Below are 24,834 nucleotides of genomic sequence, written 5' to 3'. Positions count from 1 at the left end.
AAAGATACGGCTTTCGAGATGCGAATCAGGCGTTGAGCGGGGAAAATCAGCTCTTCAGCAGCGGATTGATCTTCTTGGCGAATTCATCGAACGAGGCTTCGCCCTTGATCTTCTCGCCGTTGATGAAGAAGGTCGGCGTCGAATCCACCTTCAGAACGTCGCTGGCGTATTTCTGGTCGGCGGCGATCTTGTCGAGCAGCGCCTGGTCCTTCAGGCAGGCCTCGACCTGCTGCTGGGTGAGGCCGGCCTGCTTGCCGATCCGCGTCAGGGTCTCGGTGGTGTTCTTCAGCACCCAGTCGTTCTGCTGGCGGAACAGCATGTCGGTGACCGCGAAATATTTCGGCGCGTCGTCCTTGGCGATGCAGCGCGACAGCATCGAGCCGGCGGCGGCTTTGATGTCGAGCGGGAACTCGCGGAAGATGTAACGCACCTTGCCGGTGTCGATGTATTCCGACTTGATCTTGGGGAACACCTGCTCGTTGAACGCCGCACAATGCGGGCAGGTCATCGAGGCATATTCGGTGATGGTGACGGGGGCATCCTTGGGACCGAGTGCCATGTCGGGCAGCGACACGGGCTTGGCCACATCGGCGGCCGACTGCGCCATCGCTTCGGAGATGAACCGCAGCGGCGACAGCCCGGCGAGCGCGGCAAAACCGGTCAGCGACAGCATCGTGTTGAAGGCGCGGCGGGTGATGATCAAGGTCGGCTCCCGGATTGATGTGGTCTCGCCCCAAGGGTCCTATTGAGTTCCCGTTCAGGCGGCCTGTCGCTAGCTTGAAACGTAGTTCGAGGCAATGGCGAGCGACAGGGACGGGTCCAGATTACCGTCGGAATGAGGCTCAATTTCGCTTGATGGCGGCCCCGAGCCGCGCCAGCGCTGTCTTCAATTCTTCATCTTCGATGTCCCCCAGGCTCTCCGCCACCTTGGCCACCGATTTGGGATCCGGCGGACCGGGCCGGACCGGCGGCCGGGCGCGCGACAGGGGGGCCTGGCGGAAGGCGAGCTTGCCGACCGCGCTCCAGCCGAAGAAGCGGTTGACCCGCTCCAGGATCACGTCGGCGGAGTGCTGGATCTCCAGCGCCATCGGCCCCTCGACCCGCAGCACCAGGGTCGCCGGCTCCTGCGGCTGGCCCTCGACCGGCCGCGGCCATTGTATCTTCAAGGGCTCGGCATGGGCCGCAATCTCCGGCCCGGCAATCTGCGCCCACCGGGTCACGAGCTCGCGCGCGGCAAAACCCTGCTTGGCATAGGCCTCGGCAAAGACGTCGTTGAGCAGCAGCGAAAGCGGCTTGGCGCTGATGGGACCGGGTCTGGGAGGGAATTTGGACATGGACCCTTATAGCACCTTGGAGCGCAGGCCTCACCATTGGGGAGCGTTCCGCGAAGAAAGACGTGGATGCCCGCGACGAGCACGGGCATGACGTGGAGAGGCCGGCGCGTTGCCGCTACAGTGAGAGCATGAGCCCCAAATCGGCACTAATGGCCAAGTCGGAACCAATTCAGTCGGAGGCATCGGCTCGCCCAACGCTGCTGCTCGCCTGGTACGACCGCCATCGCCGCCGTCTGCCATGGCGCGCGATGCCCGGCGAGACCTCGGACCCTTACCGCGTCTGGCTGTCGGAGATCATGCTCCAGCAGACCACCGTGAAAGCCGTCGGCCCTTATTTCGAAAAGTTCGTCGCGCGCTGGCCGGATGTCACGGCGCTGGGGCGGGCGTCGCAGGATGACGTGCTGCGGATGTGGGCTGGCCTCGGCTATTACTCCCGCGCGCGCAATCTCCATGCCTGCGCGGTCGCCGTGACGCGCGAGCACGGCGGTGTGTTTCCGGACACGGAAGAGGGGCTGCGCGCGCTGCCGGGGATCGGGCCCTATACGGCGGCCGCGATCGCCGCGATCGCCTTCGACCGCCGCACCATGCCGGTCGACGGCAACATCGAGCGCGTGGTGTCGCGCCTGTTCGCCGTCGAGGAGGAGCTGCCGCAGGCCAAGCCGCTGATCCAGCAACTGGCGGCGACGCTGCTTGCGGACGCTCGCGCCGGCGACGAGACGTCTCGCGCCGGCGACAGCGCGCAGGCGCTGATGGATCTGGGCGCCTCGATCTGCACGCCGAAGAAGCCGGCCTGCTCGCTCTGTCCGCTCAATGAGGGTTGCACCGCGCGTGCGCTAGCGACGCAGGAAACGTTTCCGCGCAAGGCGCCGAAGAAGAGCGGAACGTTGCGGCGCGGTGCTGCCTTCGTCGTGACGCGCGGCGGCGAGCTGCTGGTGCGCTCGAGGCCCGAAAAAGGCCTCCTTGGCGGCATGACCGAGGTCCCGGGCTCGGACTGGCTGGCCGGCCAGGAAGACGCGACGGCGAAGCAGCAGGCGCCGGACCTGAAGGGACTGTCGCGCTGGCAGCGCAAGGTGGGCGTCGTCACCCACGTCTTCACGCATTTTCCGCTGGAGCTGGTGGTCTACACGGCGAAGGCCGAAGCGCGCACTCGCGCGCCCGAGGGCATGCGCTGGGTGCCGATCGCGACCCTCGCCGGTGAAGCGCTGCCCAACGTCATGCGCAAGGTGATCGCGCACGCGCTGGACCCTTCAAGGGCCCCACCTTCCTGACAGCACGCTGGCAGCAGCGCTACGCTATCAGCGCCCGATACGGAGGCTGCCAATGGTCAAGACCGCACTCGACAACTTCAAGAGGCCGCCCTGCGCCGAGCTGCTCGGATGGCGCCTGCTCGATGCCCGTCCGGAGGAGGGCTGGATCAGGCTCGCCTTCCAGGGTAAGCCCGAGTTCTGCAATCCGGCGGGCTTCATCCAGGGCGGCATGCTCTCTGCCATGCTCGACGACACCATGGGGCCGGCCGTGCTGGTGATGAGCGAGGGCCGGCTCTACACCACCACGATCAGCATGACCGTGAATTTCCTCAGCCCCGCAAGGCCCGGTCCGATCATCGGTGAGGCCAAGGTGACGCAACTCGGCAAGACGATTGCGTTCGTCGAGGCGAAGCTGATGGCGGAAGACGGCACGGTGCTGGCGACGGCCAGCGCGAGCGAGCGGCTGCTGGAGGCGGCGAGGGTGGTGGGGAAATAGTCGAGCCGCGCATTCCTCTTCCCTTCTCCCTTGCGGGAGAAGGTGGCATAGGCGGCCTTCGGGCCGCCGTTCTTAAGAGAACGCCGAAGCGAAGCTTCGGCTATGGCGCCGGATGAGGGGTATGTCTCCGCGAACTCAAATGCGAGTTGGACTCGCGGAGACAGACCCCTCACCCGAGTGAGCCTGCGTCCACCGGCGTCGCTGCCCTCTCCCGCAAGGGGCGAGGGCGCATTCATGCACATCTCGCTTTGAGCGAGAGCATCACGCCCTCGCGCGCGCACCAGCACTCACGATCGGCGGCTTCGCATTCAGCGCCTCGACCTGGAAGCCGGCGACGCGCTTGTAGTTGGCGGCGATGTCTTCCAGCTCCTTTTGCGACAGCACGTCGGTGACGACGTCGTATCCGTCAGGCGCGCGCTCCTCGACGAGCTGCATCACCTGCTCGGGGCCGTTCTTGCGGTTGAGCAGGACGAGGTCGGTGGTCGCGGGCCTGCGCTCGGCCTCATAGGCGAGCAGCGCCGCGGTCGTCGGGCCATGCGCCAGGATCTCGCGCGTGATGGTGCGGGCATCGAGGATCGCCTGCGAGGCGCCGTTCGAGCCGATCGGGTACATCGGATGCGCCGCGTCGCCCATCAGCGTGACGCGGCCAAAGGTCCATTGCGACACCGGATCGCGGTCGACCAGCGGGTATTCGTAGGCGTGCGGGCAGTTCTCGATCAGGCCGGGGACGTCCAGCCAGTCGAACTGCCAGCTCTCGAACCAGGGCAGAAACTCCTCGAGCCGCGCGGTGCGGTTATAATCCTCGCGCCGCCACTGATAGGTCGGCGGCATGTGGCGCTCGGCAACCCAGTTGATCAGATGGTTGCCCGCTGCGTCCGGCGCCTTCGAAATCGGATAGCAGACGAATTTCAGGATCTCGTGCCCGGCCATGATCATGGTGCGGCCGGTGAGGAACGCCTTTGACGGCGTGACGCCGCGCCAGAGGATGCGGCCGTTCCAGATCGGCGGTCCCTCCTGCGGATAGAGCTTTTCTCGCACGGCGGAATGGATGCCGTCGGCGGCGATCAGGATCGCGCCGTCGTAGCTGCCGGCAGCCTTGCCGGTCGCCCTGTCGACGAAATTGGCGCGCACGCCGCTGTCCGTCTCGGTCCAGCCCGTCAGATGGTGGCTGGTCAGGATATTCTCGCGGCCGAGCCGCTCGATCGCGGTGTCGAGCAGAAGCTGCTGGAGCGTGCCGCGATGGATCGAGAATTGCGGCCATTTGTAGCCGGCCTCCAGCCCGCGCGGCTCGCTCCAGATCGGCTTGCCGTGCTTGGAGAAATAGGCGAGCTCGCGGGTGCGCACGCCGCTTTCGTCCAGCCGGTCCATCAGCCCGAGCTCGATCAGCTCGCGCACCGCATGCGGCAGCACGTTGATGCCGACGCCGAGCGGCTTCAGTTCCGCGACGCTCTCGAACACTTTTACGGGAACGCCGATTCCGTGCAGGCTGAGCGCGAGCGTCAGCCCGCCGATGCCGCCACCGGCGATGAGTACGGTCATGACAAAACCCCTCCAATTGCAGGCGTCTTGGCACAGGCGGGCGGCGGTGGGCAACTGCGAAGAGCAAAGCACCTAGAACAGCGTGCTATGGACCTGGCGGCCCGCAGCCGTTAGTTTCCAATTTTCCCATGAGGTCCGACATGCTCAAGCTCTACTACGCCACCGGCACCTGCGCGCTCGCCACCTACATGACCCTGGAGGAGGCCGGCGCCGACTACACGGCTGAACGGCTGAGCTTCAAGGATAACCAGCAGAACAGCCCGGACTATCTCGCGATCAATCCGAAGGGCCGCGTGCCGGCGCTGGTGACCGATCGCGGCGTGCTGACCGAGACGCCCGCGATGCTGGCCTATATCGCGCAGACCTTCCCCAAGGCGAAGCTCGCCCCGCTCGACGATCCCTTCGACTTCGCCCAGGTGCAGTCGTTCAATTCCTATCTCTGCTCGACCGCGCACATCAACCATGCCCACAAGATGCGCGGCGCGCGCTGGGCGACGCAGGAGAGCTCGTTCGCCGACATGAAGGCGATGGTGCCGAAGAGCATGGGCGCCTGCTTCTCCTTGATCGAGCAGAAGATGTTCAAAGGTCCCTGGGTGATGGGCGACCAGTTCACGATCTGCGATCCCTACCTCCACACGCTCTCGCACTGGCTCGAAGGCGACAGCGTCGACATCAACGCGACGCCGAAGATCGCCGACCACTTCAAGCGCATGTCAGACCGCCCCGCCGTGCGCAAGGTGATGGACGCGCAGAAGGCGTAGGAACGCGGCCACATATTCCCCTGTCGTCCCGGGCAAGCGTTAGCGCAGACCCGGGACCCATAACCACAGGGAGAAGTTGTGACACGAGCTGACGACCACGAGTCTTCGCCAAACCGCGCCCTGTGGTTATGGATCCCGGATCGGCGCTCCGCTTCGCTGCGCTTGTCCGGGACGACACCATTTGTTTTGAAGCTGCGTCCTACCCAGCACGCCGTTCCTTCTTCTCCAATTCCCGTCCCGTCGCCAGCATCAGCCGCCGCAGCCAGATCGAGCCGGGGTCCATCTGCGCCCGCGTCGGATGGAACATGAACTGCTCGTCGATCCCTGGATCGAGCGGCGGCGTCACCGTGACGAGGCCGAACTGCTTCGACAGCGCCGCGATCAGCCGGCGCGGCACGAAGGCGACGAGGTCGGTGCGGGCGGCGACGTGCAGCGCTTCGAGATAGCCTGACACCACCAGCGAAATGTGCCGCTCGATGCCCTTGGTCCGCAGCCAGGTGTCGATGAGATCCTCCGGTTGGCCGCGGATGATCACGCCGACATGGCGTGCCGCCAGGAACGTCTCGCGCCGCTTCAGCTTCGCAGCCATGGGATGGCCGCGCCGCACCGCCAGCGCGTCGCTGTCGGTGTAGAGCAACTGGCGGTGAAAGCCCTTGAAGGCGTTGCCGATCGAGATCACGAGGTCGATGGTGCGGGCGAACTCGGCGTGAAAGATCGCAGGGCCCCGCCACGGTACGACGTCGATGCGGACGTTGGGCGCGGCCCGCGTCACCTTCTCCATCAAGGGCGGCATCAGCAGCTCGACCGCGAGATCAGGCATCATCAGGCGGAATTGCCGCTCGCTGCGCGCGGCGTCGAAGTCGTCGGGTATGAACAGCCCGCGCACCTGGTCGAGCGCCTGGGCCAGCGGTGCGCGGAGGGCTTGCGCCCGCGGCGTCAGCTCCATGCGCGCGCCGGTGCGCACCAGCAGCGGATCGCCGAAGATGTCGCGCAGGCGTTGCAACGCATGGCTCGCGGCCGGCTGCGACAGCCCGATCCGAAGCGCGGCCCGGCTGACATTGGCCTCGCGCAGCAGCGCGTCGAGCGCGGTCAGGAGATTGAGGTCAAGCGAATTCAAATTCATGAAGCGAATAGATATCATATCCACTATCGATTTGAAGAATTCTCATCCGGCGGGGATGATCTCCGTGTTGCCACCAAACGGAGATGCCGCCATGAGCGCGAGCGCCAACAAGAAACTGATGCAGGATATCTTTGCCGCCGCCGCCAGCCCCGATCCGGCCGCGCGCGACCGGGCCCTGTTCGCCGCAAGCCTTGCCGACGATGCCAGATGGGTCGTGACCGGACAGTACTCCTGGTCGCGCACCTTCACCGGCAAGGAGGCGATCCTCAACGATCTGCACGGTTATGTGCGCACCCGCTTGCGCGATCGGACGCGCACCGTGGCTCACCGTTTCATCGCCGATGGCGACGTCGTCGTGGTGGAAGCCAAGGGCGACAACGTCACGCCCGAGGGCGTTCGTTATGACAACGACTACTGCCTGGTGTTTCGCCTCGAGGACGGGAAGATCAAGGAGATCCGGGAATATTGCGACTCGACCCTGACCGAGAAGGCGCTCGGTCCGTTTCCGCAGACGCCCGTGAGGGCCGCGAGCTGACCGGATCGAGGACCATCTCGTCCGCCGACCGGTGCCGTCGGCCCCGTTCGGCGATGGTCGTGTCGATCTGGCGCAGGCTGATAGCGATCGTCCATGTCAGGCGCGAGCGGTCCCGGGCCCGGTGCCAGCTCGCCGCCATGAGCGAACGGGAGCTTCAGGACTGCGGCATGACCCGGGCGGAGATCGCGTACGAACTGAGGAGACCGGTGCGACGGAGTTAGACAAACGGACGAGATCCAGGCGCCGCCTGCCTCCCATTTTATCGTAGCCGGCGGAACCTTCGGGTTCCGCCGGGCGTTTGCTCGGTTCGGGGGCAATCGCGCCCCGGCATTGCACGCGTTTGGGACATTTCATGCTGGCTGGGGTTTCGGACGTTTCAACACAGGTGGGCCGCAGCTTTTCCGGACTCCGCGAACGATTGAGAGATGCGACTGCGAATGCGCACCGGGAGCTCGATGCGCAGCTTTCGTCGTTCGACCTCACAGTCCTGTCCGGTTACCGCCGCTTCCTGCAAGCCAGCGCCGGCGCACTTCTTCCGCTCGAAGCTGCGCTTGTGCAGGCCGGCGTCGCCAAGATGTTTCCGGATTGGCGGGAGCGGGCGCGTAGCGCCGCGATCGCGGCGGATCTCGCGCAGCTCGGCAGCGCCGCGCAATCCACCGTGTCCGTGCCGCCGCTGACGCGCAGTGGCATGCTCGGCACGTTGTACGTTCTGGAGGGCTCCCGGCTCGGCGCAAAGTTTCTGCTGAAGGCGGTTGCCGATGCGGGCGATCCGCGCATCGGCGAGGCCACCGCCTATCTCAGCCATGGCGCGGGCAAACGGCTCTGGCAGAGCTTTCTGGCGAAACTTCAAAACGAAGAGGCATGCGACGAGGACGAGGCGATCGAGTCGGCACGTCTCGCCTTCGCGGCCTTCGAGCAGGCGGCGGACCGCGCATGAACGAGGCGGTCAATCTCACCAATTGCGATCGCGAGCCGATCCACATCCCCGGCAGTGTCCAGCCGTTCGGCTTCCTGCTCACGGTGCTGTCGGATTTCACGATCTGCATGGCCTCCGACAATGTCGACAGCTTTCTCGGGACTGACGTCGCCGACCTGCTCCAGCAGCCGTTGTCGCGCGTCATCTCGGAAGCCGCGGTCGAGACCATTCGCAGCCGCGTCGATCATCTCAGCGGCCCCGATACGACCGAGCGCATGTTCGGTGTCGAACTCCAGGCCGGCAAGCCGCCTTACGATCTCTCCATCCACTTCTCCGGCGCCTATCTGGTCATCGAGGCGGAGCCCAGCGTCAACGAGCCCGGCGTCAATTCCGGCGAGCTCGTCCGCCTGATGCTGGAGCGAATCCGCAAGACGCGCGGCATGACCGAGCTCGCCCGCGAGGCGGCGCGCCAGCTCAAGGTCCTGACCGGATTCGACCGCGTCATGGTCTATCAATTTCACCCGGACGGATCGGGTGAGGTGATCGCTGAAGCTGCGGAAGCCGGCCTCGAACGGTTCCTCGGCCTGCACTATCCGGCCTCCGACATCCCCAAACAGGCCCGCATCCTTTATCAGCGCAACTGGCTGCGCATCATCGCCGATATCAATTCGAAACCAGCCGCGTTGTTTTCGACGGCCACGCACAATGCGGGGCTGCTCGATCTCTCCATGAGCGTACTGCGCTCGGTCTCGCCGATCCACATCGAATATCTGCGCAACATGGGCGTCGGCGCCTCGATGTCGGTGTCGATCCTGCGTGACGGCAAGCTGTGGGGCCTGTTCGCCTGCCATCATTATTCGCCGCGCTACATCTCGTTCGAGAAGCGCACCGCGTCCGAGCTGTTCGGGCAGATGTTCTCCTGGATCGTGGAGGGGCGCGAGCGCGAGGGCAATGTCGCCTATGAGATGCGCGCTCACCAGGTGCAGGAGCGGTTGATCGAGACCGCGGCCTCGCATGAGCACAGCCGGCGCGCGATCGTCGACTTCCTCGGCGACTATCGCGGGATGATCGATTGCGACGGCGTGGCGGTGTGGTCCGACAACAAGATCACGCTTCAGGGCCAGACGCCGACCGAGGACGAGGTGAAGGATCTGGTTGCCTTCATCAACCGAACCTCGCCGGGACGGATTTTCGCCAGTGCCGAGATTGCCAAGGTCTATGCCGCGGGCCAGTCCTTTCGCGACCGCGCGGCGGGATTTCTCGCCATTCCGATCTCACGGACTCCGCGCGATTGCCTGATCTTCTTCCGGCGCGAGGTCGTGCGCTCGGTGAACTGGGCCGGCGCGCCCGACAAGGTCTATGACGAGGGTCCGAACGGACCGCGGCTGACGCCGCGCAAGAGCTTTGAGCTCTGGCAGGAAACGGTGGCGGGCCAGTCGAAACCGTGGTCCACGGCCGACATCCGCATCGCCGAGAGCCTGCGCGTCACGCTGCTCGAAGTGATCCTGCAACTGTCCGACCTTGCCGCCCGCGAGCGTCGCGGCGCGCAGGAGCGGCAGGAGCTGATGATCGCCGAGCTCAATCACCGCGTCCGCAACATTTTGAGCCTCGTCCGCGCGCTGGTGGCGCAGAGCAAGGACACCGCCACGTCGGTCGAGGAATTCGCCGGCGTGCTCGGTGGCCGCATCCAGGCCTTGGCTCGCGCCCACGACCAGATCACCAATTTGAACTGGGCGCCGGTTGCGCTGCGCTCGCTGGTCGAGTCCGAGGCCGGCGCCTATCTCGGCGCGCGCGCCGGCCGCGTGAAGATGGGCGGGCCCGACGTCGCGCTCGATCCCAAGGCGTTCGCGACGCTGGCGCTCGTCGTGCACGAGATGATGACCAATTCCGCCAAATATGGCGCGCTGGCCGATTCCACCGGCAGCGTCGAGGTGGTGTGGCGTCTCGATCCGTCTTCAAGCCTTGTCATCGAATGGAAGGAGAGCGGCGGTCCGCCAGTGCAGCCGCCGTCGCGCCGCGGCTTCGGGACCACCATCATCGAGCGTTCCGTCCCCTTCGACCTCAAGGGCGAAGCCGAAATCCGCTTCGACCTGCTCGGGGTCCAGGCCAAGTTTATCATCCCGCCCAATTTTGTCGAACTGGTGCCATCAATCGGAGGAGCCGCCATGCGCGTCGAGGAGCAGCAACCCGCCCGTCCGCGAATTTCCGAGACGGCACTGATCGTCGAGGACAATCTGATCATCGCCATGGCGGCGGAAGTCATCCTGCTCGATCTCGGTGCCCGCCATGTCGATACTGCGGCGAGCGTCGACCAGGCGTTGCGCGCGATCGAGCGCACGCGTCCGGGTTTTGCGCTGCTCGATCTCAACCTCGGTAACGAGAGCAGCATCAAGGTGGCCGAGAAGCTGAAGGAGATCGGCGTGCCCTTCATGTTCGCGACCGGCTATGGCGAGCGCGCGCCGATCCCGGAAGAGCTGGCGTCCGCGCCGGTGGTCCAGAAGCCCTACACGCTGGAAGTCGTCGAGAACGCGCTCGGCAAATTGCAGGGGACGGTCGCCCAATAGACATCCATCCCGGCGACGCGTGCAGCGCTCTGCAAGCGGCTGCGGGCTTTGCGCCGAAACCTGCGCAACTGCCGATAAAATCAGCAGGTCTTGGGCGGGCCGGCGCACACATGCGCGAAAAATCGGAAGGTTCAATTAACGAGTGTCCCTCATTGTACCGCGGTGCAGCGTGGGTGCCGAAAAGCGACTCGCGGCTGCCGGGGGTGGCCGTGACGATTGCCGGGGTCGTTCGTCCGCCCGAATTCACATGCACCTGGGTGGACAGTGGGAATGCCGAACTTTCGTTTGCGGATCAGGGGGCGCCTGTACGCAGGCTTCATGGCCTTGGTGGCGGTTGGTCTCGTGATGGCGGTGGTCGCCATCTGGAATTTGCGGTCCGTGCAGGACCAGGTCGCAAAGGCTTCGGCGTTTTCGGACAGCACGGCGCGTGTCCTGGAGGTCTCGACCCATCTTCAGGCGATCCAGCGCGCCAATCTGCGCTACATCTACGACGCCAGCGAGCCCGCAATGAAGGAGGCCGCAGAGCGGGAGACCGCGGCGACCGAGCTGTTGAAGGTCGGGGCGCAGGGGACGCTCTCCGAGGAGCGGCGGAAGCTCTACAACGATCTGATCGCCGACATCGCGAAAATGCGAAGCCTGCGTGACAATCTCGGCGACGCCGTCAACGAGGCGCGGACCGGCAAGGCGACGCTGCTGCCCAGCGGTGACGAACTGACTGTCAAGATGGGCAAGCTGGTCGATGTGGCGCGCGCAGCCGTCGACGAAGACACCGGGGCCCTCGTTGCGGATCTCGAATCCAGGCTCCTTCTCGTCCAGATCGCGAACTGGCGTTTCCTGGCCCTGCGCGACAGCAAGGGGCCCGCCAACTTCAGAACCAATGTGGACAGGGCGTCGCAGCGCCTCTCGGCGCTCGAAAAGAGCCCGCAGGCGACCGAACTGCGCACGACGCTCGCGCCGGTGAAGACCTCACTCGGAATCTACAAATCCGCGTTCGAGACGACGTCGGCCGCGATGCTCCAGGCCGACGAGATCTACCACAAGAGCCTCGCGCCCCTCATCGTCGACAGCATCGCCAAGCTCAAGGTCGCGGAAGCCGCCCTGAAGAAGGACTACAAGGAGTCGCGCAGCCAGGCCGAAGCCGTGATTGACGGCACGACCACCGTGCAGGCGATCGCTGGCTGCCTTGCCACCCTGTTCGGATTGATCGTCGCCTTCCTGATCGCCCGCAGCATCGTCGGTCCCCTGACCTCGATGACGCGCGCGATGGGGCTGCTGGCCGGCGGCAATCTCGAGGTCGAGATTCCCGGGCGCGGCAAGGCCGACGAGATCGGCGACATGGCCAAGGCGATCGAGGTGTTCAAGACCAACATGATCGACACCGAACGGCTGCGCACGGAGCAGACCGAGACCGAGGCGCGGCAGGCGGAGAGCCGCAAGGCCGACATGGTCCGGCTCGCCGACCAGTTCGAGCAGGCGGTCGGCGAGATCGTCGACACCGTGTCGTCGGCATCGAACGAGTTGGAGGCGTCGGCGGGCACCCTGACGACGACCGCGACGCGCGCACAGAATCTGTCGACCGAGGTGGCGTCGGCGTCACAGGAGGCCACGGCCAATGTGCAGGCGGTGGCGTCCGCGACCGAGCAGCTGTCCTCCTCGGTCACCGAGATCGCCCGCCAGGTGCAGGAATCCGCCCGGATCGCCAACGAGGCCGTCGGGCAGGCGAGCAGGACCAATGAGCGCGTCGGCGAGCTGTCCAAGGCGGCCGCCCGCATCGGCGACGTGGTCGAGCTGATCAGCACGATCGCCGGCCAGACCAACCTCCTGGCGCTGAACGCCACCATCGAGGCCGCGCGCGCCGGCGAGGCCGGCCGCGGCTTTGCGGTGGTCGCCTCCGAGGTCAAGGCGCTGGCCGAGCAGACCGCGAAGGCGACCGGCGAGATCGGCCAGCAGATTTCGAGCATCCAGGCCGCGACCGAGCAGTCGGTCGGCTCCATCCGGGAGATCAGCGGCACGATCGAGCGGCTGTCGGAAATCTCGTCGGCGGTTGCCGCCGCCGTGGAAGAGCAGGGCGCGGCGACGCAGGACATCTCCCGCAACGTCCAGCAGGCCGCCCATGGCACGCAGCGCGTCTCGATCAATATCGGCGACGTCCAGCGCGGCGCCTCCGAGACCGGCTCGGCCTCCTCGCAGGTGCTCTCGGCGGCGCGCTCGCTGTCTTCAGACAGCAACCGGCTGAAGCAGGAAGTCGCGAAGTTCCTGGACTCGGTCCACGCTGCCTGATCGGCGCGGACCCGCAAAAGCAAAGGTCCACGCGCATGCGCGTGGACCTGCCATGGCGGCGTGGTAGGATGAGGACATCGATCGCGCGCCACCGCTTGATGTCCGGAATACGGTGGTGTCTTCGTCGGCTTCTCCGTATTCGACACCGGTAAAATACAGCCGCAATTAACAATTGTTCCGCATTGTACGGCAGCGCAGCGCGATTCTCGGAGGCGTGGTTGCAATGATCTGTCGTTGCAATCGCGCGAAGGTCGTCGGCTGCTTCTGCTTTTCTGCTGCAATGGGTGGACAGTGATGCCGAGCTTGCGTTTGAGAATTCGGGGGCGTCTCTACGCCGGATTTTCGGTTCTCGTGGTCGTTGGTTTGATCATGGCCGCGGTTGCGGTCTGGAATTTGTGGGCCGTCCAGGGCCAGATGGCACGGCTCTCCGCGCTCTCGGACAACACCGCCCGCGTCCAGGAAATCTCGATTAACCTCCAGGCGCTGCGGCGTGCCAATTTGCGTTACATCTATGACGCCAACGAGCCGGCCTTCAAGGAGGCTGCGGAGCGGGAGGCGGCGACGGCCGAGCTGTTGAGGGCCGCGGCCAAGTCGACGGTCTCCGAGGAGCGGCTCAAGATCTACAATGGCCTCGTCGGCGACGTCGACAAGATGAAGTCCCTGCGCGAGCGCATGGGCGCTGCCGTCAACGAGACGACGAAAGGCAAGGCCACTTTGCTCGCCGGCGGCGACGAGCTCACCGCTAACACCGGCAAGCTGGTCGAGGCCGCGGGTGCAACCGGCGACACCAGCGTGACCGCCCCCGTCGCCGATCTCGAATCCAAGATCCTCCTTGTTCGTGTCTCAAACTGGCGTTTCCTCGCCGTCCGGGACGCGAAGGGGCCGGCGACCTTCAGGACCAATGTCGATCGGGCGCAGCAAGCACTCAAGTCACTTGAGGGGGCCGGTCTGCCGGACGAGGTCAAGGCCGCGTTCGGGCCGATCAAGAGTTCACTTTCGACCTACAAGGGGGCTTTCGAGACGACATCCGCCGCAATCCTCCAGGCCGATGAAATCTACCGCAACGAGATCGCCCCCTTGATCAGCGATAGCGTCGACAGGCTCAAGGTGGCGGAGACCGGATTGAAGGCCGACTACCAGAAATCGCGCGCGGCCGCCGATGGCGTCATTGCCAGCACGACCTGGATTCAGGAAGTCGCCGGCGGCCTTGCGGTCCTGTTCGGCGGCCTCGTCGCCTTCCTGATCGCGCGCAGCATCGTCGGACCGCTGACCACGATGACCCGGGCGATGGGAGCCCTCGCCGGTGGCGATCTCAAGGTCGAGATCCCCGGCCGCGGCAATCGCGACGAGATCGGCGAGATGGCCAAGGCGATCCAGGTGTTCAAGGAGAGCATGGTCGAGACCGACCGCCTGCGCCACGAGCAGGTCGAGGTCGAGGCGCGGCAGGCGGAGAGCCGCAAGGCCGACATGCGAAACCTGGCCAATCAGTTCGAACGAGCGGTCGGCGAGATCGTCGACACCGTGTCGTCGGCATCAAACGAGCTCGAGGTTTCCGCGGGCACCCTGACCACGACGGCAACGCGCGCCCAGGATCTGTCGACGGAAGTCGCCAGCGCCTCCCAGGAGGCCTCGGCCAATGTGCAAGCCGTTGCCTCGGCGACCGAGGAACTGTCCTCCTCGGTCTCGGAGATCGCCCGCCAGGTGCAGGAATCCGCCCGCATCGCCAGCGAGGCTGTGGGTCAGGCAACGCGGACCAACGAACGGGTCGGTGAGCTGTCCAAGGCCGCCGCCCGTATCGGCGACGTGGTCGAGCTGATCAGCACGATTGCCGGCCAGACCAATCTGCTGGCACTGAACGCGACGATCGAGGCGGCGCGTGCGGGCGAGGCCGGTCGCGGCTTTGCCGTGGTCGCCTCCGAGGTGAAGGCGCTGGCCGAGCAGACCGCGAAGGCCACGGGCGAGATCGCCCAGCAGGTCTCCGGCATCCAGGCCGCGACGGAGGAGTCGGTCGGCTCGATCCGGGAGATCAGCGGCACCATCGAGCGGCTGTCGGAGATCTCGTCGACGGTCGCGGCGGCCGTGGAAGAGCAGGGCGCTGCCACACAGGAAATCTCCCGCAACGTCCAGCAGGCCGCCCATGGCACGCAGCGCGTGTCGACCAATATCGGCGACGTGCAGCGCGGCGCCTCCGAGACCGGCTCGGCCTCCTCGCAGGTGCTCTCAGCGGCGCGCTCGCTGTCTTCAGACAGCAACCGGCTGAAGCAGGAAGTCGCGAAGTTCCTGAGCTCGGTCCACGCCGCCTGAGCCGCAAACGCAAAAGGCCACGCGCATGCGCGTGGCCTCCAAGAGCTGCGTCGCGCGATCAGGCGACCTTCGTCGTCATGTGCTTGAACATGTTGGCGCGCGCCTCGTCGTCCATCTCGGCCTTGAAGGTGAACTTGTCCTTCAGGGCGATCGCACGCGCCGCCGCCGGCCGCGCCGAGATCTCGTCCACCAGCCGCTTCACGTTCGGGTAGCGCGCAAAGGCATCGTCGCCGAGCTTGAACGGCACCATCCGCGCCCAGCCCCACAGCGCCATGTCGACGATCGAATAGCTGTCGCCGACCATATAGCTGCGGCCTTTGAGGTGACCGTCCAGGATCTTGTAGTGGCGATCGGTCTCGTACTGGTAGCGGTTGTGCGCGTAGTCGTGGTTCTGGTCCTTGGGCGCAAAATGCTTGAAGTGCACGGCCTGGCCCGAATACGGCCCGACGCCGGTGGCAATGAACATCAGCCATGACAGCGTCTCGCCGCGGACGTTGGCGGCGGGGAGGAACTTGCCGGTCTTCTCGGCGAGGTAGAGCAGGATGGCGTTCGAGTCGAACACGATGGTGCCGTTGTCATCGATCGCCGGCACCTTGCCGTTCGGATTGATCTTCAGATAGTCCGGCGCGAACTGTTCGCCCGTGCGGGTGTCGATCTTGACCGGCTCGAAGGCCAGGCCGACCTCTTCGAGATAAAGCGCGACCTTGGTCGGGTTCGGCGATCCGTTGAAATAGAATTTGAGCATGTTTGTCTCCCCGATTCCCTTCTTAGAGAATGAATGCAGCGTCGCGGCCTTCTGTGCCTGAACATGGCCTGGGAGAGCAACCGGCGAGTTTGCCGGGCGGTGTCTGCGCGGTACGCAGATCAGCCGGCGTAACAAGGGCCGATCGCCGCCGTAATGGCGGTTCAAGTCCGGCTGAGCCGTTCCCGCAGGAATTCGATGAAGCGCTGCGTCTTGGCTGGCAGCAGGCGCGTCTCGGGTGACTGCGTAGACAGTGACGGGCGAGCCCTGCCATTGCGGCATGATGCGACGCAGCCGGCCATTCGCCACTTCGTCGGCCACGATCTCTTGCGGCAGAAAGGCGATGCCCATGTCGAGCGTTGCGAGGCGGCGGATCAGTCCCACGTTGTTGAGCCGAAAACGGCCGCCGACGTCGGTCTGCTCCATCTGCGTGCCCCTGTGTAACGTCCACGCACTCACCTTCGTCATGCACAGGCATTGATGACGGGTGAGGTCCGCCGGTTCATGCGGCTCGCCGTTGGTCTCGAGATAGCGCGGCGAGGCGTAGAGATATCCCGGCATGCGGGCGAGCGGCCGCGCGATCATGTGGGACGGCTCTGATTCTCCGACGCGGATCGCCAGATCGAATGGCTCCGATACGAGATCGACACGTCGCGGCGTCAGGTCGAATTCGAAATCGATGTCGGGATATTGCTGCGCGAATTCGGCGATCAACGGTGCGAGGTAGGTGTTCGCGAAATCCACCGGCAGCGAGACGCGGAGCATGCCGCTCGGCTGCGCCAGCATCCCGTCCAGTTGCTCATGCGCCAGGCGCGCCTCGTCCACGATGCGCTTGCAGCGCTCGAAGTAGATCTGGCCGGCTTCGGTCAATTCGATCTTGCGGGTCGTCCGGTTCAGCAGGCGAAGCCCGATCTCCTTCTCCAGGAGATCGATCCGGCGCGACAGCGTCGAATTGGGCATGTCGAGGGTCTTGGCGGCGCGACGGAAGCTGCGGGCCTTCGCGACCTCCACGAACAGCGCCATATCGTTCAGCAACGCCATTTCATTATTCCATCAATGGATCAATCAGTTCCAATTTACGGTATTTATTCCATTGAGTGGAAGGTCCATCTGCCCTTTGCTGACATTGCAGGGCGAGCCATCCATGAAACGCGTAGAACTCGACAAGAACCTGAAGGTGAATCCGCCGGCGCTCGAAGGCCTCAGGCTCGCTGGATTGAATGTGGCGGTGATCGGCGGCACCGGCGGCATCGGCCGGGCGTTCAGTCGCCAATTGGCGGCCAAGGGGGCGCGTGTCCTCGTCGTCGGCCAGACGTTCCGCGATCAGAACGTGCCGGGCATCGCATTCATGCAGGCCGATCTGAGCCTGATGCGGGAAGCCAGGCGGATCGGCCGTGAGCTTCCCGCCGAGACGCTCGACATCGTCGTCTTCACGACCGGCATCATGGCGGGGCCCAGGCGTGAGGTGACGGCGGAAGGCATCGAACGCGATCTCGCCGTCAGCTATCTGAGCCGCTTCGTCATCCTGAACGCGATCGCCTCTCGTCTTGGAAGGGACAGGGCCACGGCCACATTCAAGCCTCGGATTTTCGTCATGGGATTCCCCGGGACCGAGCAGAGGGCCGATGTCGGCGATCTGAATTCGGAACGGAGCTACAAACGGTTCGCAGCCCACTCGAACACCGTGGCGGGCAACGAAGTGCTCGTCCTCGAGGCCGCCAGGCGCTTTGCCGATGTCGATGTGTTCGGCCTCAATCCCGGCTTCGTGAAGACCGATATTCGCGCCAATCTGCTCGGGTCGCGCGCGCTCGTCTCGCTGATCAACTGGCTGACCAGCTTCATGATGGTCGAGCCGGACGCCTATGCCGAGCGACTGGTGCCGCTCCTGGTGTCGCCTGATCTCAACGGCCGCAGCGGTGTCATGTTCAACAACAAGGCTGAGGCGATCCTGCCGAGCCCTTCGTCTGCGGAGCGATCCTACGCGACGGCGCTCATGGATGCCTCCGATCGATTGATCGCTCGTCTGGCGCCGTGAGGCCGCGCCTCGACGCTCAACTGGAATAGAGCAGGCCGACGATGGCGATGACGATCATCCCGGCGCCGACAGCGTCCAGCCGCATCGCGAGCCGCGTTGCGGCGTGCATGCTGGAGGCCCGTGCCTTGCGCTCCGATCCGCGCGCGTAGCCGTGCACGATGACGTCGTGATTGAAATTGTCGTGGGCCTCGTTGCTGCTGGCCAGCCCGACGCAGACCACCAGCACGCCGAAGATGGCGAGGCCGAAAAAGCCGAGCAGGGCGATCAGGAACATCGGAAACATGCCGAGCAGGAAGATCGGCAGCAGCGGCACCAGCAGCAAAGTCTCGGACTGTCGTCGCATCGGAGCCGGACCGGTCAGGACGGGGCTGATCGGTGAAATCTAGTCCTGGCTGTGGCGGCATTCAAGGAGCCGTAGGGTGGGCAAAGGCGCGAAGCGCCGTGCCCACCGCGTCGCTTGCGGCATATTCTAAGGTGGTGGGCACGCTTCGCTTTGCCCACCCTACGGGACCGCGGAGAAAACTACTCCGCCCCGATCCCCGCACGGATCTCGGCACGGAACTCGTCGATCAGCTTGAGACCCTTCTTGGTCTCGACATGCCAGAAGGTCCAGCCGTTGCAGGCTTGCGCCCCTTGCGCCACGGCGCCGATGCGGTGGATCGAGCCGACCTTGTCGCCCAGCATGATGGCGCCATCGGCACGCACCAGCGCACCAAGCTTCTTCTTGGCGTCGAACAGCTTTGTGCCGGGCATGATCATGCCGCGCTCGATCAGCTCGGAGAACGCGACCCGCGGCGCTTCGCGCGCGGTCATGAACGGGGCGAGGCTTTCTTCCGGCAGCGGCTCGATCGCAGCGATGCGGGCTTCCGCCGCCTTGGCATAGGTCTTGTCGCGCTCGAAGCCGATATAGGAGCGGCCGAGACGCTTGGCGACAGCACCCGTGGTGCCGGTGCCGTTGAAGGGATCGATCACGAGATCGCCGGGCTTCGACGACGACAGCAGCACGCGCGCGAGCAGGCCTTCCGGCTTCTGCGTCGGATGCACTTTCTTGCCGTCGGCGCCCTTGAGGCGCTCCTCGCCGGTGCAGAGCGGGATCAGCCAGTCGGACCGTGCCTGCACGTCCTCGTTCGCCGCCTTCAGCGCCTCGTAGTTGAACGTGTAGCCCTTGGCTTTTTCGTCACGCGCGGCCCAGATCATCGTTTCGTGCGCGTTGGTGAAGCGGCGGCCGCGGAAGTTCGGCATCGGGTTCGACTTGCGCCAGACGATGTCGTTCAGGAGCCAGAAGCCGAGATCCTGCATGATCGCGCCGACGCGGAAAATGTTGTGATAGGAGCCGATCACCCAGATCGTCGCCGACGGCTTCATCGCGCGGCGGGCGGCAAGCAGCCAGGCGCGGGTGAAATCGTCATAGGCGGAGAACGAATCGAACTTGTCCCAGTCGTCGTTGACGGCATCGACATGGGATTCGTCGGGGCGCTTCAGGTCGCCCTTGAGCTGGAGATTGTAGGGCGGATCGGCGAACACGAGGTCGACCGAACCGGCCTGAAGCTTCGACATCTCGGCGACGCAATCACCGAGGATGATGCTGTGCGAAGCGGACTCAAAATTTGTGCGGGGCGCCCTTGCAGACGCCCCGCGACGCGACACTACCATGACTCAAGAACTCTGACTCAGGCGACGCTGTCGGCGACGCGGGACCAAACAACCGACTGACCGCTACAATGGAGCGGCAAAGTAAAAATCGACTTAACCCGCCGCTTTGGTGAGCAGCCCTCGCATCACGCATTGTGCGCGTTTCGCTCTGCGCATTCGTCGTGTTTTCCAGTGTATTTCGTATTTCTTCGCGTTGCGGGAGCAGTCAGGTCGCCAAATTTCTCTCGGAAAAAATTGCACGACCCCGGAAAAAATTGCTGGCATCGGCATGCTGTCGCACTAGGCAATAATTGCCGAGCGGGATATTGATTAACGCATTGGAAATTTTACGTGTGTGGCGCGTTGAGCTTTCGCGCTTCTGCGCCCAAATGACGCCAATTGAGGACTGAGGGAAACCCGCCATGCGTTATGATGATTTCCGCCGCAGCGACGACATTGAGGATCGCCGCGACGGCGGTGGCGGCATGGGCGGCGGCGGAGGCGGGTTCGGCCTGCCGATGGGCGGCGGCGGTCTGGGCATCGGCACCATCATCGTGCTCGGCCTGGTCGGCTATGCCTTCGGCATCGATCCGCGCATCCTGATCGGCGGCGCCGAGATCCTCACCGGCGGCGGCCAGGCGCCTTCCTACCAGACCGATCGTCAGTCGACCTCCGCCAAGCGCGGCGCGCCGACCGACGAGATGGGCAGCATGATCTCCGGCATCCTCGGCGAGATCGACGACCGCTGGAGCGAGATCTTCCAGGCCAGCGGCCAGTCCTACACCGGTCCGAAGGTCGTGCTGTTCCGCAACGTCACCAATGGCGGCCGCTGCGGCCGGGCAGAGTCGGCGATGGGGCCGTTCTACTGTCCGCCGGATCGTACCATCTTCCTAGACACCAGTTTCTTCCGCGAGGTCGAGACGCGCTTCCGCGGCTGCTCCGGCAAGTCCGCCTGCAACTTCACCACCGCCTACATCATCGCGCATGAGGCCGGCCATCACATCCAGAACCTGCTCGGCATCATTCCGCGCGTGACGCGGCTGCAGCAGCAGGCCGGCAGCAAGGCCGAGGCCAATGCGCTCCAGGTGAAGGTCGAATTGCAGGCCGATTGCCTGTCCGGCGTCTGGGTCAATCGCGAGTCGAAGAAGCGTCCGAACTTCCTCGAGCCCGGCGACATCGACGCCGCGTTGACCACGGCGAGCGCGATCGGTGACGACACGCTGCAACGCCAGGCGACGGGACGCGTCGTGCCCGATTCCTTCACGCACGGCTCGGCGGCGCAACGCAAGCAGTGGTTCATGACCGGCTACCAGCAAGGCACCGTCCAGGCCTGCAACACGTTCGGCAGCGGGTCGTAGTCGCCAGGACATCGTGCCCCGGACGCAGCGCAGCGCTTCTTCAGCGGTGCGCTGCAGAGCCGGGGCCCACAATGCCGGTCTCCCAAGCCTCGGAAATGGGTCCCGGCTCTGCGACGCACCGCTGACGCGCTGCATCGCGTCCGGGACACGAGAGGAAGGACCAATGGCCTCGATCGACGACTCAAAACAATTCATCCCGCTCAACATCGCGGTGCTCACCGTCTCTGACACGCGCGCGCTCGCCGACGACAAGTCCGGCCAGACGCTGGCCGACCGCCTCACCGCGGCGGGCCATCATCTTGCCGCGCGCGAGATCGTCACCGACGACGTCGAGGCGATCCGCGCCGTCGTCCGCCGCTGGATTGCTGATGCCGGCGTCGACGTCGTCGTCACCACCGGCGGCACCGGTTTTACCGGGCGCGACGTCACGCCGGAGGCGATCGAGCCGCTGTTCGAGAAGCGCATGGACGGCTTCTCGATCGCCTTCCACATGCTGAGCCACGCCAAGATCGGGACGTCGACGATCCAGAGCCGCGCCACCGCCGGCGTCGCCGGCGCCACCTACATCTTCTGCCTGCCGGGCTCGCCCGGCGCCTGTCGTGACGGCTGGGACGGCATCCTCGCCGCCCAGCTCGACTACCGCACGCGTCCCTGCAATTTCGTCGAGATCATGCCGCGCCTCGACGAGCATCTGCGAAGGGCGAAGGCGCAGGGCGCGACGGTGTGAGTGCGTTGCTTTGACGCTGCTTTGCTGAGCTAGGCGCGGACCTCTTCCCTTCCCCCTTGTGGGAGAGGGTGGCTCGCCGCGGAGCGGCGAGACGGGTGAGGGGTCTCCATCCGCACGGACCGCTCGGAGACATACCCCTCACCCAAGCGAGTTCGTATCTACTGGCGTCGCTGCCCTCTCCCGCAAGGGGCGAGGGCACAATCATGCGCATCGCGCCCGCTGCGCCAGCGACTAGCTCTTCCGTCTCAGCGAGCTCCACACCACGCGCCACATAGTCCGGCGCGCCTCCACGTGCAACCGTCGCGCCCGGCGCTTGTAGAGATCGACGAGCTCTCCCGTGATGAGCGCGTGCCGCCGCATCAGAGATCGCGCTCCCAGGTTTCACCGGTGAGGTTCTGGCCAAAACTGCGATGCGGCTCGGTGGCGGTCAGCTTGAAGCCGGCATCCTGATAGATTTTTCGCGCGGCGACCAAATTGCTCTGCGTCCACAGCGTCATCCGCCGATAGCCGCAGGCGCGGGCAAAGGAGACGCATTCGGCGACCAGCCGTTGGCCTAGCCCCTGGCCTCGCGCGGCCGGATCGAGCAGCAACAGGCGCAGCTTGGCAACGTCGTCGCTGGCCTTGACCAGAAATACCGAGCCGACCGGCCGGCCCTCGATGTCGGCGATCCAGCAGCGCTCGCGCGAGGCATCGTAGGAGGTCATGTATTTGGCGACGATCTCGGCGACCAGCGCCTCGAAGCCGGAGTCGAAACCGTATTCGCTGGCGTAGAGCGCGCCGTGGCTCTGCACCACCCAGCCCATGTCGCCCGGGCGGGGCTCGCGCAGGGTCGCCCGCGGGGATGGCGTGCGCGGCATGGCGAGCAGCCGCTCGATCGTCTCCATCGCACCGGTGAGCTTGCTGCGCTCCTCATCCGGCAGCGGCCGCAGCATCGCGGCGACGTCGTCCTGGGACGAGCGTTCGAGCCTGGCGAACGCCTGGCGGCCCTTCGCAGTCAGGCTCAGCTGAACCTGCCGGCGGTCGCTCGGAAGCGGCTTGCGCGCGATCAGGCCGCTTTCATCGAAGTTCTGCACGATGCGGCTGAGATAGCCGGCGTCGAGCCCCAGCGCGATGCCGATCTCCTTGGCCGACTGCTCGCCACCATGGGCCAGCTCGTAGAGCACGCGCGCCTCGCTCAGCGAGAACGGGCTCTTCAGGAGCTGCTGGTCGAGCACGCCGAGCTTCTGGGTGTAGAAGCGGTTGAAGGCGCGAACCGCCTGGACCTGGTCGTCGGCGACCTGTTCGGTCGAAGCGGGGCCGGATGGCGAAGGGCTGGATGACGAAAGGGCTGATGGCATGGGTCACCTCGATACTTGCCATTGTCAAACAATTATTTGACTTTGGCAAGTATTAGATCGGTGACGTCAGCCGACCATGACGATCCGGCTGCGCAGCATGGTCCGGGACGAGCGGCCGAGCCGCCGGAGCAGCCGCGCCTCGGAACGGCGGGCCTGGGGCGGGTAGCCGCCGATCCGGTCGTAATGATCGCGCGCGATCAAGAGTCCCTGATCGCCGAGGGGGCCGACCAGTTTGCGCACCACGGCCCAGAGGACGTCGCGAAACCCGGTATCGGCATAAGGCGACCGTGTGTAGCGGAACACCGCCGCGCGATCCCTGCCGCTGGTCGAGACAGCCTGGATGAACTGGGTGGTTTCCTCGATCCAGCCGGTCTCCAGCACGGCGCCGGCCGGGAGGAACATCAGCCAGGGCGAACGGGCCTGGAGCGCACCGGCGGCAAGCGCCGCGCCCTGCGAAGAACCCTCGAAGCCGATGAAACGGCAGCCTGCGACGTCGGCAACGCGCTCGATGACACCGTTGCGGGTGCCATCGACCAGCAGGACTTCCTTGATGATGCCCGCAGCGGCACCGGGTACCAGCGCGGCCAGAGTTGCGACCGCCGTCTGCTCGACGCCTTCGGTCGGTATGATGACGCTCAGCATGATTGAGGCTTCGATGTCTGCACTTCGGGAGAAGCGTAGCTTGTTATGAATGTGTCATAAACACGCGGCGTCGCCGAGTGCAACTTTTCGCCGGTGTTCCGGCATGCGATGGTAAATCGCCGCCGGTCTATCGCAGCCGAATATGTCGTGCGCGGGGTGGCCCTGTTGCCCAATGTTTCCGCGAATGTCGTTTCCGTGAGCTTCAAACGGGGGCTTTCTCTGCCGATATGATCGGGGCGAGGACGGCACGTTCCGCAAGGCTGCACCGGCAGTCTGACACAAACCTTTCGACGGGAAAAACGTGCAACGCTCGCCGCGCAAAGTGAGATAGTCCAGTGAACGCCGATCAACTTCCCGTTGGCACCACGCCAACATCGCCGAAGCCGGAGGCCGCGCCGACCCTGCGGATCCGCGCCGTGATGCTGGGCGAACGCATCAATCCGTCCGGGCTCGAGCTTGGCGCACCTGTCTCCTCGACGCCTGCTGCCTTCCGCGTCCATGCCGGGCTCGTCGTGATCTTCCGCTACGGCGTCGTGGTGCTGATCGGCCTCCTCCCTTCGGAGGAGAAGGTGCTGATCGACAGCCTGAAACCGCGGGTGACCGGCGAGCTCAGCCCTTTTGAAGAGGAGATCGCACAGGCGCAGCTCTGCAAGGATGAGAACGCCGAGGCGATCCAGCCCGGCGGGCCGATCTGCCTCGCCAAATTCTCCGACGATCGCCTGCTGATCGTTGCGGACGCGCTCGCCAAGAGCACCTCGCTCGCCCGCGACGAGCGCCGCGTCGCCGCGGTCTTCGACGTGATCGAGCCCTTTGCGCGGGGACTCGCCGAGCAGGGCCGCACGCCGCCCCGGCGCAAGGGCATCTTGCAACTGATCGGCAATGCGCTTCTGGTCCAGCAGCGCGTCGCCGGCCGTGTCGCGGTGGCCGAGAAACCGGACGTGCTCTGGGAGAAGCCCGAGCTCGACCGCCTCTATGCCCGTCTCGAAGACGAGTACGAATTGAAGGAGCGCCTCGATACGCTCGAGCGCAAGCTCACCGCGGTGTCGGAAACCGCCAACGCGCTGACCGACATCATCGACACCCAGCGCTCGCTGCGTCTGGAAATCGCAGTCGTGGTGCTGATCGTGATCGAGGTCGTGATCGGGTGCATCCAGATCCTGTCGGGCACGCATTAGATCGGCCTGAGATCGGCCTGCACGCCACTGTGCGGGCGGGGAACCGTCGTTCATGTAGATGAACGTTGATCCAAATCAAAGGCACGA

At 65.2% G+C, this 24,834-nt stretch carries 22 protein-coding genes and 1 pseudogene; 13 read left to right on the top strand and 10 right to left on the bottom strand.

Annotated features, from left to right (window positions below; all coding sequences use genetic code 11):
* Positions 1-46: 46 nt before the first annotated feature.
* Together AB7531_RS34585 and AB7531_RS34580 are read right to left on the bottom strand one after the other, a co-directional pair.
* Positions 47-703 carry a DsbA family protein gene (locus AB7531_RS34585; RefSeq protein WP_063985138.1) on the bottom strand — a complete coding sequence of 219 codons (657 nt, stop codon included), beginning with the start codon at positions 701-703 and terminating at the stop codon, positions 47-49.
* A 139-nt stretch (positions 704-842) separates the two neighbouring features.
* A complete protein-coding gene (locus tag AB7531_RS34580) occupies positions 843-1,334 on the bottom strand; it encodes a DUF721 domain-containing protein (RefSeq protein ID WP_063985137.1) in 492 nt (163 codons plus the stop codon).
* Positions 1,335-1,462: 128 nt separating this feature from the next.
* Between AB7531_RS34580 and mutY the strand changes: the two genes are divergently transcribed.
* A complete protein-coding gene (gene mutY / locus AB7531_RS34575; RefSeq protein WP_231144350.1) occupies positions 1,463-2,602 on the top strand; it encodes an A/G-specific adenine glycosylase in 1,140 nt (379 codons plus the stop codon).
* Between the two features lie 52 nt (positions 2,603-2,654).
* Positions 2,655-3,077 (top strand): PaaI family thioesterase, encoded by a 423-nt coding sequence (locus tag AB7531_RS34570; RefSeq protein ID WP_063985136.1) that lies wholly within the window; start codon positions 2,655-2,657, stop codon positions 3,075-3,077.
* A gap of 261 nt (positions 3,078-3,338) precedes the next feature.
* Here AB7531_RS34570 and AB7531_RS34565 read toward each other — a convergent pair whose 3' ends face one another.
* Complete coding sequence (locus AB7531_RS34565; protein WP_063985135.1) at positions 3,339-4,616, bottom strand: flavin-dependent oxidoreductase; 1,278 nt, start codon at positions 4,614-4,616, stop codon at positions 3,339-3,341.
* A 140-nt stretch (positions 4,617-4,756) separates the two neighbouring features.
* Here AB7531_RS34565 and AB7531_RS34560 point away from each other — a divergent pair, with 140 nt between their 5' ends.
* Positions 4,757-5,377 (top strand): glutathione S-transferase family protein, encoded by a 621-nt coding sequence (locus tag AB7531_RS34560; protein ID WP_063986629.1) that lies wholly within the window; start codon positions 4,757-4,759, stop codon positions 5,375-5,377.
* Between the two features lie 199 nt (positions 5,378-5,576).
* Here AB7531_RS34560 and AB7531_RS34555 read toward each other — a convergent pair whose 3' ends face one another.
* On the bottom strand, positions 5,577-6,500 hold the full coding sequence (locus tag AB7531_RS34555) for a LysR family transcriptional regulator (protein WP_063985134.1): 924 nt from the start codon (positions 6,498-6,500) through the stop codon (positions 5,577-5,579).
* Positions 6,501-6,591: 91 nt separating this feature from the next.
* Between AB7531_RS34555 and AB7531_RS34550 the strand changes: the two genes are divergently transcribed.
* From AB7531_RS34550 to AB7531_RS34525, 6 genes are all read left to right on the top strand, one after another.
* Complete coding sequence (locus AB7531_RS34550) at positions 6,592-7,035, top strand: nuclear transport factor 2 family protein (RefSeq protein ID WP_063985133.1); 444 nt, start codon at positions 6,592-6,594, stop codon at positions 7,033-7,035.
* A gap of 53 nt (positions 7,036-7,088) precedes the next feature.
* Positions 7,089-7,256, top strand: a complete 168-nt coding sequence (locus AB7531_RS34545) for a DUF1127 domain-containing protein (RefSeq protein ID WP_084795279.1) — start codon at positions 7,089-7,091, stop codon at positions 7,254-7,256.
* A gap of 131 nt (positions 7,257-7,387) precedes the next feature.
* Positions 7,388-7,972, top strand: a complete 585-nt coding sequence (locus tag AB7531_RS34540) for a biliverdin-producing heme oxygenase (protein ID WP_063985132.1) — start codon at positions 7,388-7,390, stop codon at positions 7,970-7,972.
* The gene (locus AB7531_RS34535; protein ID WP_063985131.1) at positions 7,969-10,515 is read left to right on the top strand and encodes an HWE histidine kinase domain-containing protein; all 2,547 of its coding nucleotides are present in this window, start codon (positions 7,969-7,971) and stop codon (positions 10,513-10,515) included. Before AB7531_RS34540 ends, AB7531_RS34535 begins: the two co-directional genes overlap by 4 nt.
* Before the next feature lie 270 nt (positions 10,516-10,785).
* The gene (locus AB7531_RS34530) at positions 10,786-12,795 is read left to right on the top strand and encodes a HAMP domain-containing methyl-accepting chemotaxis protein (RefSeq protein ID WP_063985130.1); all 2,010 of its coding nucleotides are present in this window, start codon (positions 10,786-10,788) and stop codon (positions 12,793-12,795) included.
* A 294-nt stretch (positions 12,796-13,089) separates the two neighbouring features.
* Complete coding sequence (locus tag AB7531_RS34525) at positions 13,090-15,099, top strand: methyl-accepting chemotaxis protein (RefSeq protein ID WP_063985129.1); 2,010 nt, start codon at positions 13,090-13,092, stop codon at positions 15,097-15,099.
* Positions 15,100-15,157: 58 nt separating this feature from the next.
* Here AB7531_RS34525 and AB7531_RS34520 read toward each other — a convergent pair whose 3' ends face one another.
* On the bottom strand, positions 15,158-15,844 hold the full coding sequence (locus AB7531_RS34520) for a glutathione S-transferase family protein (RefSeq protein ID WP_063985128.1): 687 nt from the start codon (positions 15,842-15,844) through the stop codon (positions 15,158-15,160).
* A 161-nt stretch (positions 15,845-16,005) separates the two neighbouring features.
* Positions 16,006-16,882, bottom strand: a pseudogene (locus tag AB7531_RS34515) (LysR family transcriptional regulator).
* A gap of 103 nt (positions 16,883-16,985) precedes the next feature.
* Here AB7531_RS34515 and AB7531_RS34510 point away from each other — a divergent pair.
* Positions 16,986-17,876 (top strand): SDR family NAD(P)-dependent oxidoreductase, encoded by an 891-nt coding sequence (locus tag AB7531_RS34510; protein ID WP_063985127.1) that lies wholly within the window; start codon positions 16,986-16,988, stop codon positions 17,874-17,876.
* A 16-nt stretch (positions 17,877-17,892) separates the two neighbouring features.
* Here the strand turns inward: AB7531_RS34510 and AB7531_RS34505 are convergent, their stop codons facing one another.
* Together AB7531_RS34505 and AB7531_RS34500 are read right to left on the bottom strand one after the other, a co-directional pair.
* Complete coding sequence (locus AB7531_RS34505) at positions 17,893-18,219, bottom strand: hypothetical protein (protein WP_063985126.1); 327 nt, start codon at positions 18,217-18,219, stop codon at positions 17,893-17,895.
* Between the two features lie 179 nt (positions 18,220-18,398).
* Positions 18,399-19,529, bottom strand: coding sequence for a site-specific DNA-methyltransferase (locus AB7531_RS34500; protein WP_063985125.1), 1,131 nt, complete (start codon positions 19,527-19,529; stop codon positions 18,399-18,401).
* A 401-nt stretch (positions 19,530-19,930) separates the two neighbouring features.
* On the opposite strand from AB7531_RS34500, the gene ypfJ reads away from it, so the two are divergent.
* Together ypfJ and moaB are read left to right on the top strand one after the other, a co-directional pair.
* Positions 19,931-20,866: a KPN_02809 family neutral zinc metallopeptidase gene (gene ypfJ / locus AB7531_RS34495; RefSeq protein ID WP_063985124.1), complete on the top strand. Its 936-nt coding sequence runs from the start codon at positions 19,931-19,933 to the stop codon at positions 20,864-20,866.
* 163 nt (positions 20,867-21,029) lie between these two features.
* Positions 21,030-21,593: a molybdenum cofactor biosynthesis protein B gene (gene moaB, locus AB7531_RS34490; protein ID WP_063985123.1), complete on the top strand. Its 564-nt coding sequence runs from the start codon at positions 21,030-21,032 to the stop codon at positions 21,591-21,593.
* A 359-nt stretch (positions 21,594-21,952) separates the two neighbouring features.
* On the opposite strand, the gene AB7531_RS34485 is transcribed toward moaB, so the two are convergent.
* On the bottom strand, positions 21,953-22,930 hold the full coding sequence (locus AB7531_RS34485; RefSeq protein ID WP_063985122.1) for a bifunctional helix-turn-helix transcriptional regulator/GNAT family N-acetyltransferase: 978 nt from the start codon (positions 22,928-22,930) through the stop codon (positions 21,953-21,955).
* 66 nt (positions 22,931-22,996) lie between these two features.
* Entirely contained in the window at positions 22,997-23,572 is a 576-nt protein-coding gene (locus tag AB7531_RS34480) for a glycosyl transferase (protein WP_231144353.1), read from the bottom strand.
* Between the two features lie 335 nt (positions 23,573-23,907).
* On the opposite strand from AB7531_RS34480, the gene AB7531_RS34475 reads away from it, so the two are divergent.
* Positions 23,908-24,747, top strand: coding sequence for an RMD1 family protein (locus AB7531_RS34475; RefSeq protein ID WP_085402542.1), 840 nt, complete (start codon positions 23,908-23,910; stop codon positions 24,745-24,747).
* Positions 24,748-24,834 lie beyond the last annotated feature (87 nt).

The sequence above is a fragment of the Bradyrhizobium sp. 63_E2_N1_3 genome (assembly GCF_052076005.1).
In the GTDB taxonomy this organism is placed as follows: domain Bacteria; phylum Pseudomonadota; class Alphaproteobacteria; order Rhizobiales; family Xanthobacteraceae; genus Bradyrhizobium; species Bradyrhizobium barranii.
The sequence above is the reverse complement of the archived record's forward strand: the minus strand, read 5'-3'. Positions and strand labels throughout refer to the sequence as shown.

Coding starts and splice junctions, on each gene's coding strand:
- AB7531_RS34580 (WP_063985137.1), bottom strand. CDS start 1,334: ATGTCCAAATTCCCTCCCAGACCCGGTCCCATCAGCGCCAAGCCGCTT.
- mutY (WP_231144350.1), top strand. CDS start 1,463: ATGAGCCCCAAATCGGCACTAATGGCCAAGTCGGAACCAATTCAGTCG.
- AB7531_RS34570 (WP_063985136.1), top strand. CDS start 2,655: ATGGTCAAGACCGCACTCGACAACTTCAAGAGGCCGCCCTGCGCCGAG.
- AB7531_RS34565 (WP_063985135.1), bottom strand. CDS start 4,616: ATGACCGTACTCATCGCCGGTGGCGGCATCGGCGGGCTGACGCTCGCG.
- AB7531_RS34560 (WP_063986629.1), top strand. CDS start 4,757: ATGCTCAAGCTCTACTACGCCACCGGCACCTGCGCGCTCGCCACCTAC.
- AB7531_RS34555 (WP_063985134.1), bottom strand. CDS start 6,500: ATGAATTTGAATTCGCTTGACCTCAATCTCCTGACCGCGCTCGACGCG.
- AB7531_RS34550 (WP_063985133.1), top strand. CDS start 6,592: ATGAGCGCGAGCGCCAACAAGAAACTGATGCAGGATATCTTTGCCGCC.
- AB7531_RS34545 (WP_084795279.1), top strand. CDS start 7,089: ATGGTCGTGTCGATCTGGCGCAGGCTGATAGCGATCGTCCATGTCAGG.
- AB7531_RS34540 (WP_063985132.1), top strand. CDS start 7,388: ATGCTGGCTGGGGTTTCGGACGTTTCAACACAGGTGGGCCGCAGCTTT.
- AB7531_RS34535 (WP_063985131.1), top strand. CDS start 7,969: ATGAACGAGGCGGTCAATCTCACCAATTGCGATCGCGAGCCGATCCAC.
- AB7531_RS34530 (WP_063985130.1), top strand. CDS start 10,786: ATGCCGAACTTTCGTTTGCGGATCAGGGGGCGCCTGTACGCAGGCTTC.
- AB7531_RS34525 (WP_063985129.1), top strand. CDS start 13,090: ATGCCGAGCTTGCGTTTGAGAATTCGGGGGCGTCTCTACGCCGGATTT.
- AB7531_RS34520 (WP_063985128.1), bottom strand. CDS start 15,844: ATGCTCAAATTCTATTTCAACGGATCGCCGAACCCGACCAAGGTCGCG.
- AB7531_RS34510 (WP_063985127.1), top strand. CDS start 16,986: ATGAAACGCGTAGAACTCGACAAGAACCTGAAGGTGAATCCGCCGGCG.
- AB7531_RS34505 (WP_063985126.1), bottom strand. CDS start 18,219: ATGCGACGACAGTCCGAGACTTTGCTGCTGGTGCCGCTGCTGCCGATC.
- AB7531_RS34500 (WP_063985125.1), bottom strand. CDS start 19,529: ATGGTAGTGTCGCGTCGCGGGGCGTCTGCAAGGGCGCCCCGCACAAAT.
- ypfJ (WP_063985124.1), top strand. CDS start 19,931: ATGCGTTATGATGATTTCCGCCGCAGCGACGACATTGAGGATCGCCGC.
- moaB (WP_063985123.1), top strand. CDS start 21,030: ATGGCCTCGATCGACGACTCAAAACAATTCATCCCGCTCAACATCGCG.
- AB7531_RS34485 (WP_063985122.1), bottom strand. CDS start 22,930: ATGCCATCAGCCCTTTCGTCATCCAGCCCTTCGCCATCCGGCCCCGCT.
- AB7531_RS34480 (WP_231144353.1), bottom strand. CDS start 23,572: ATGCTGAGCGTCATCATACCGACCGAAGGCGTCGAGCAGACGGCGGTC.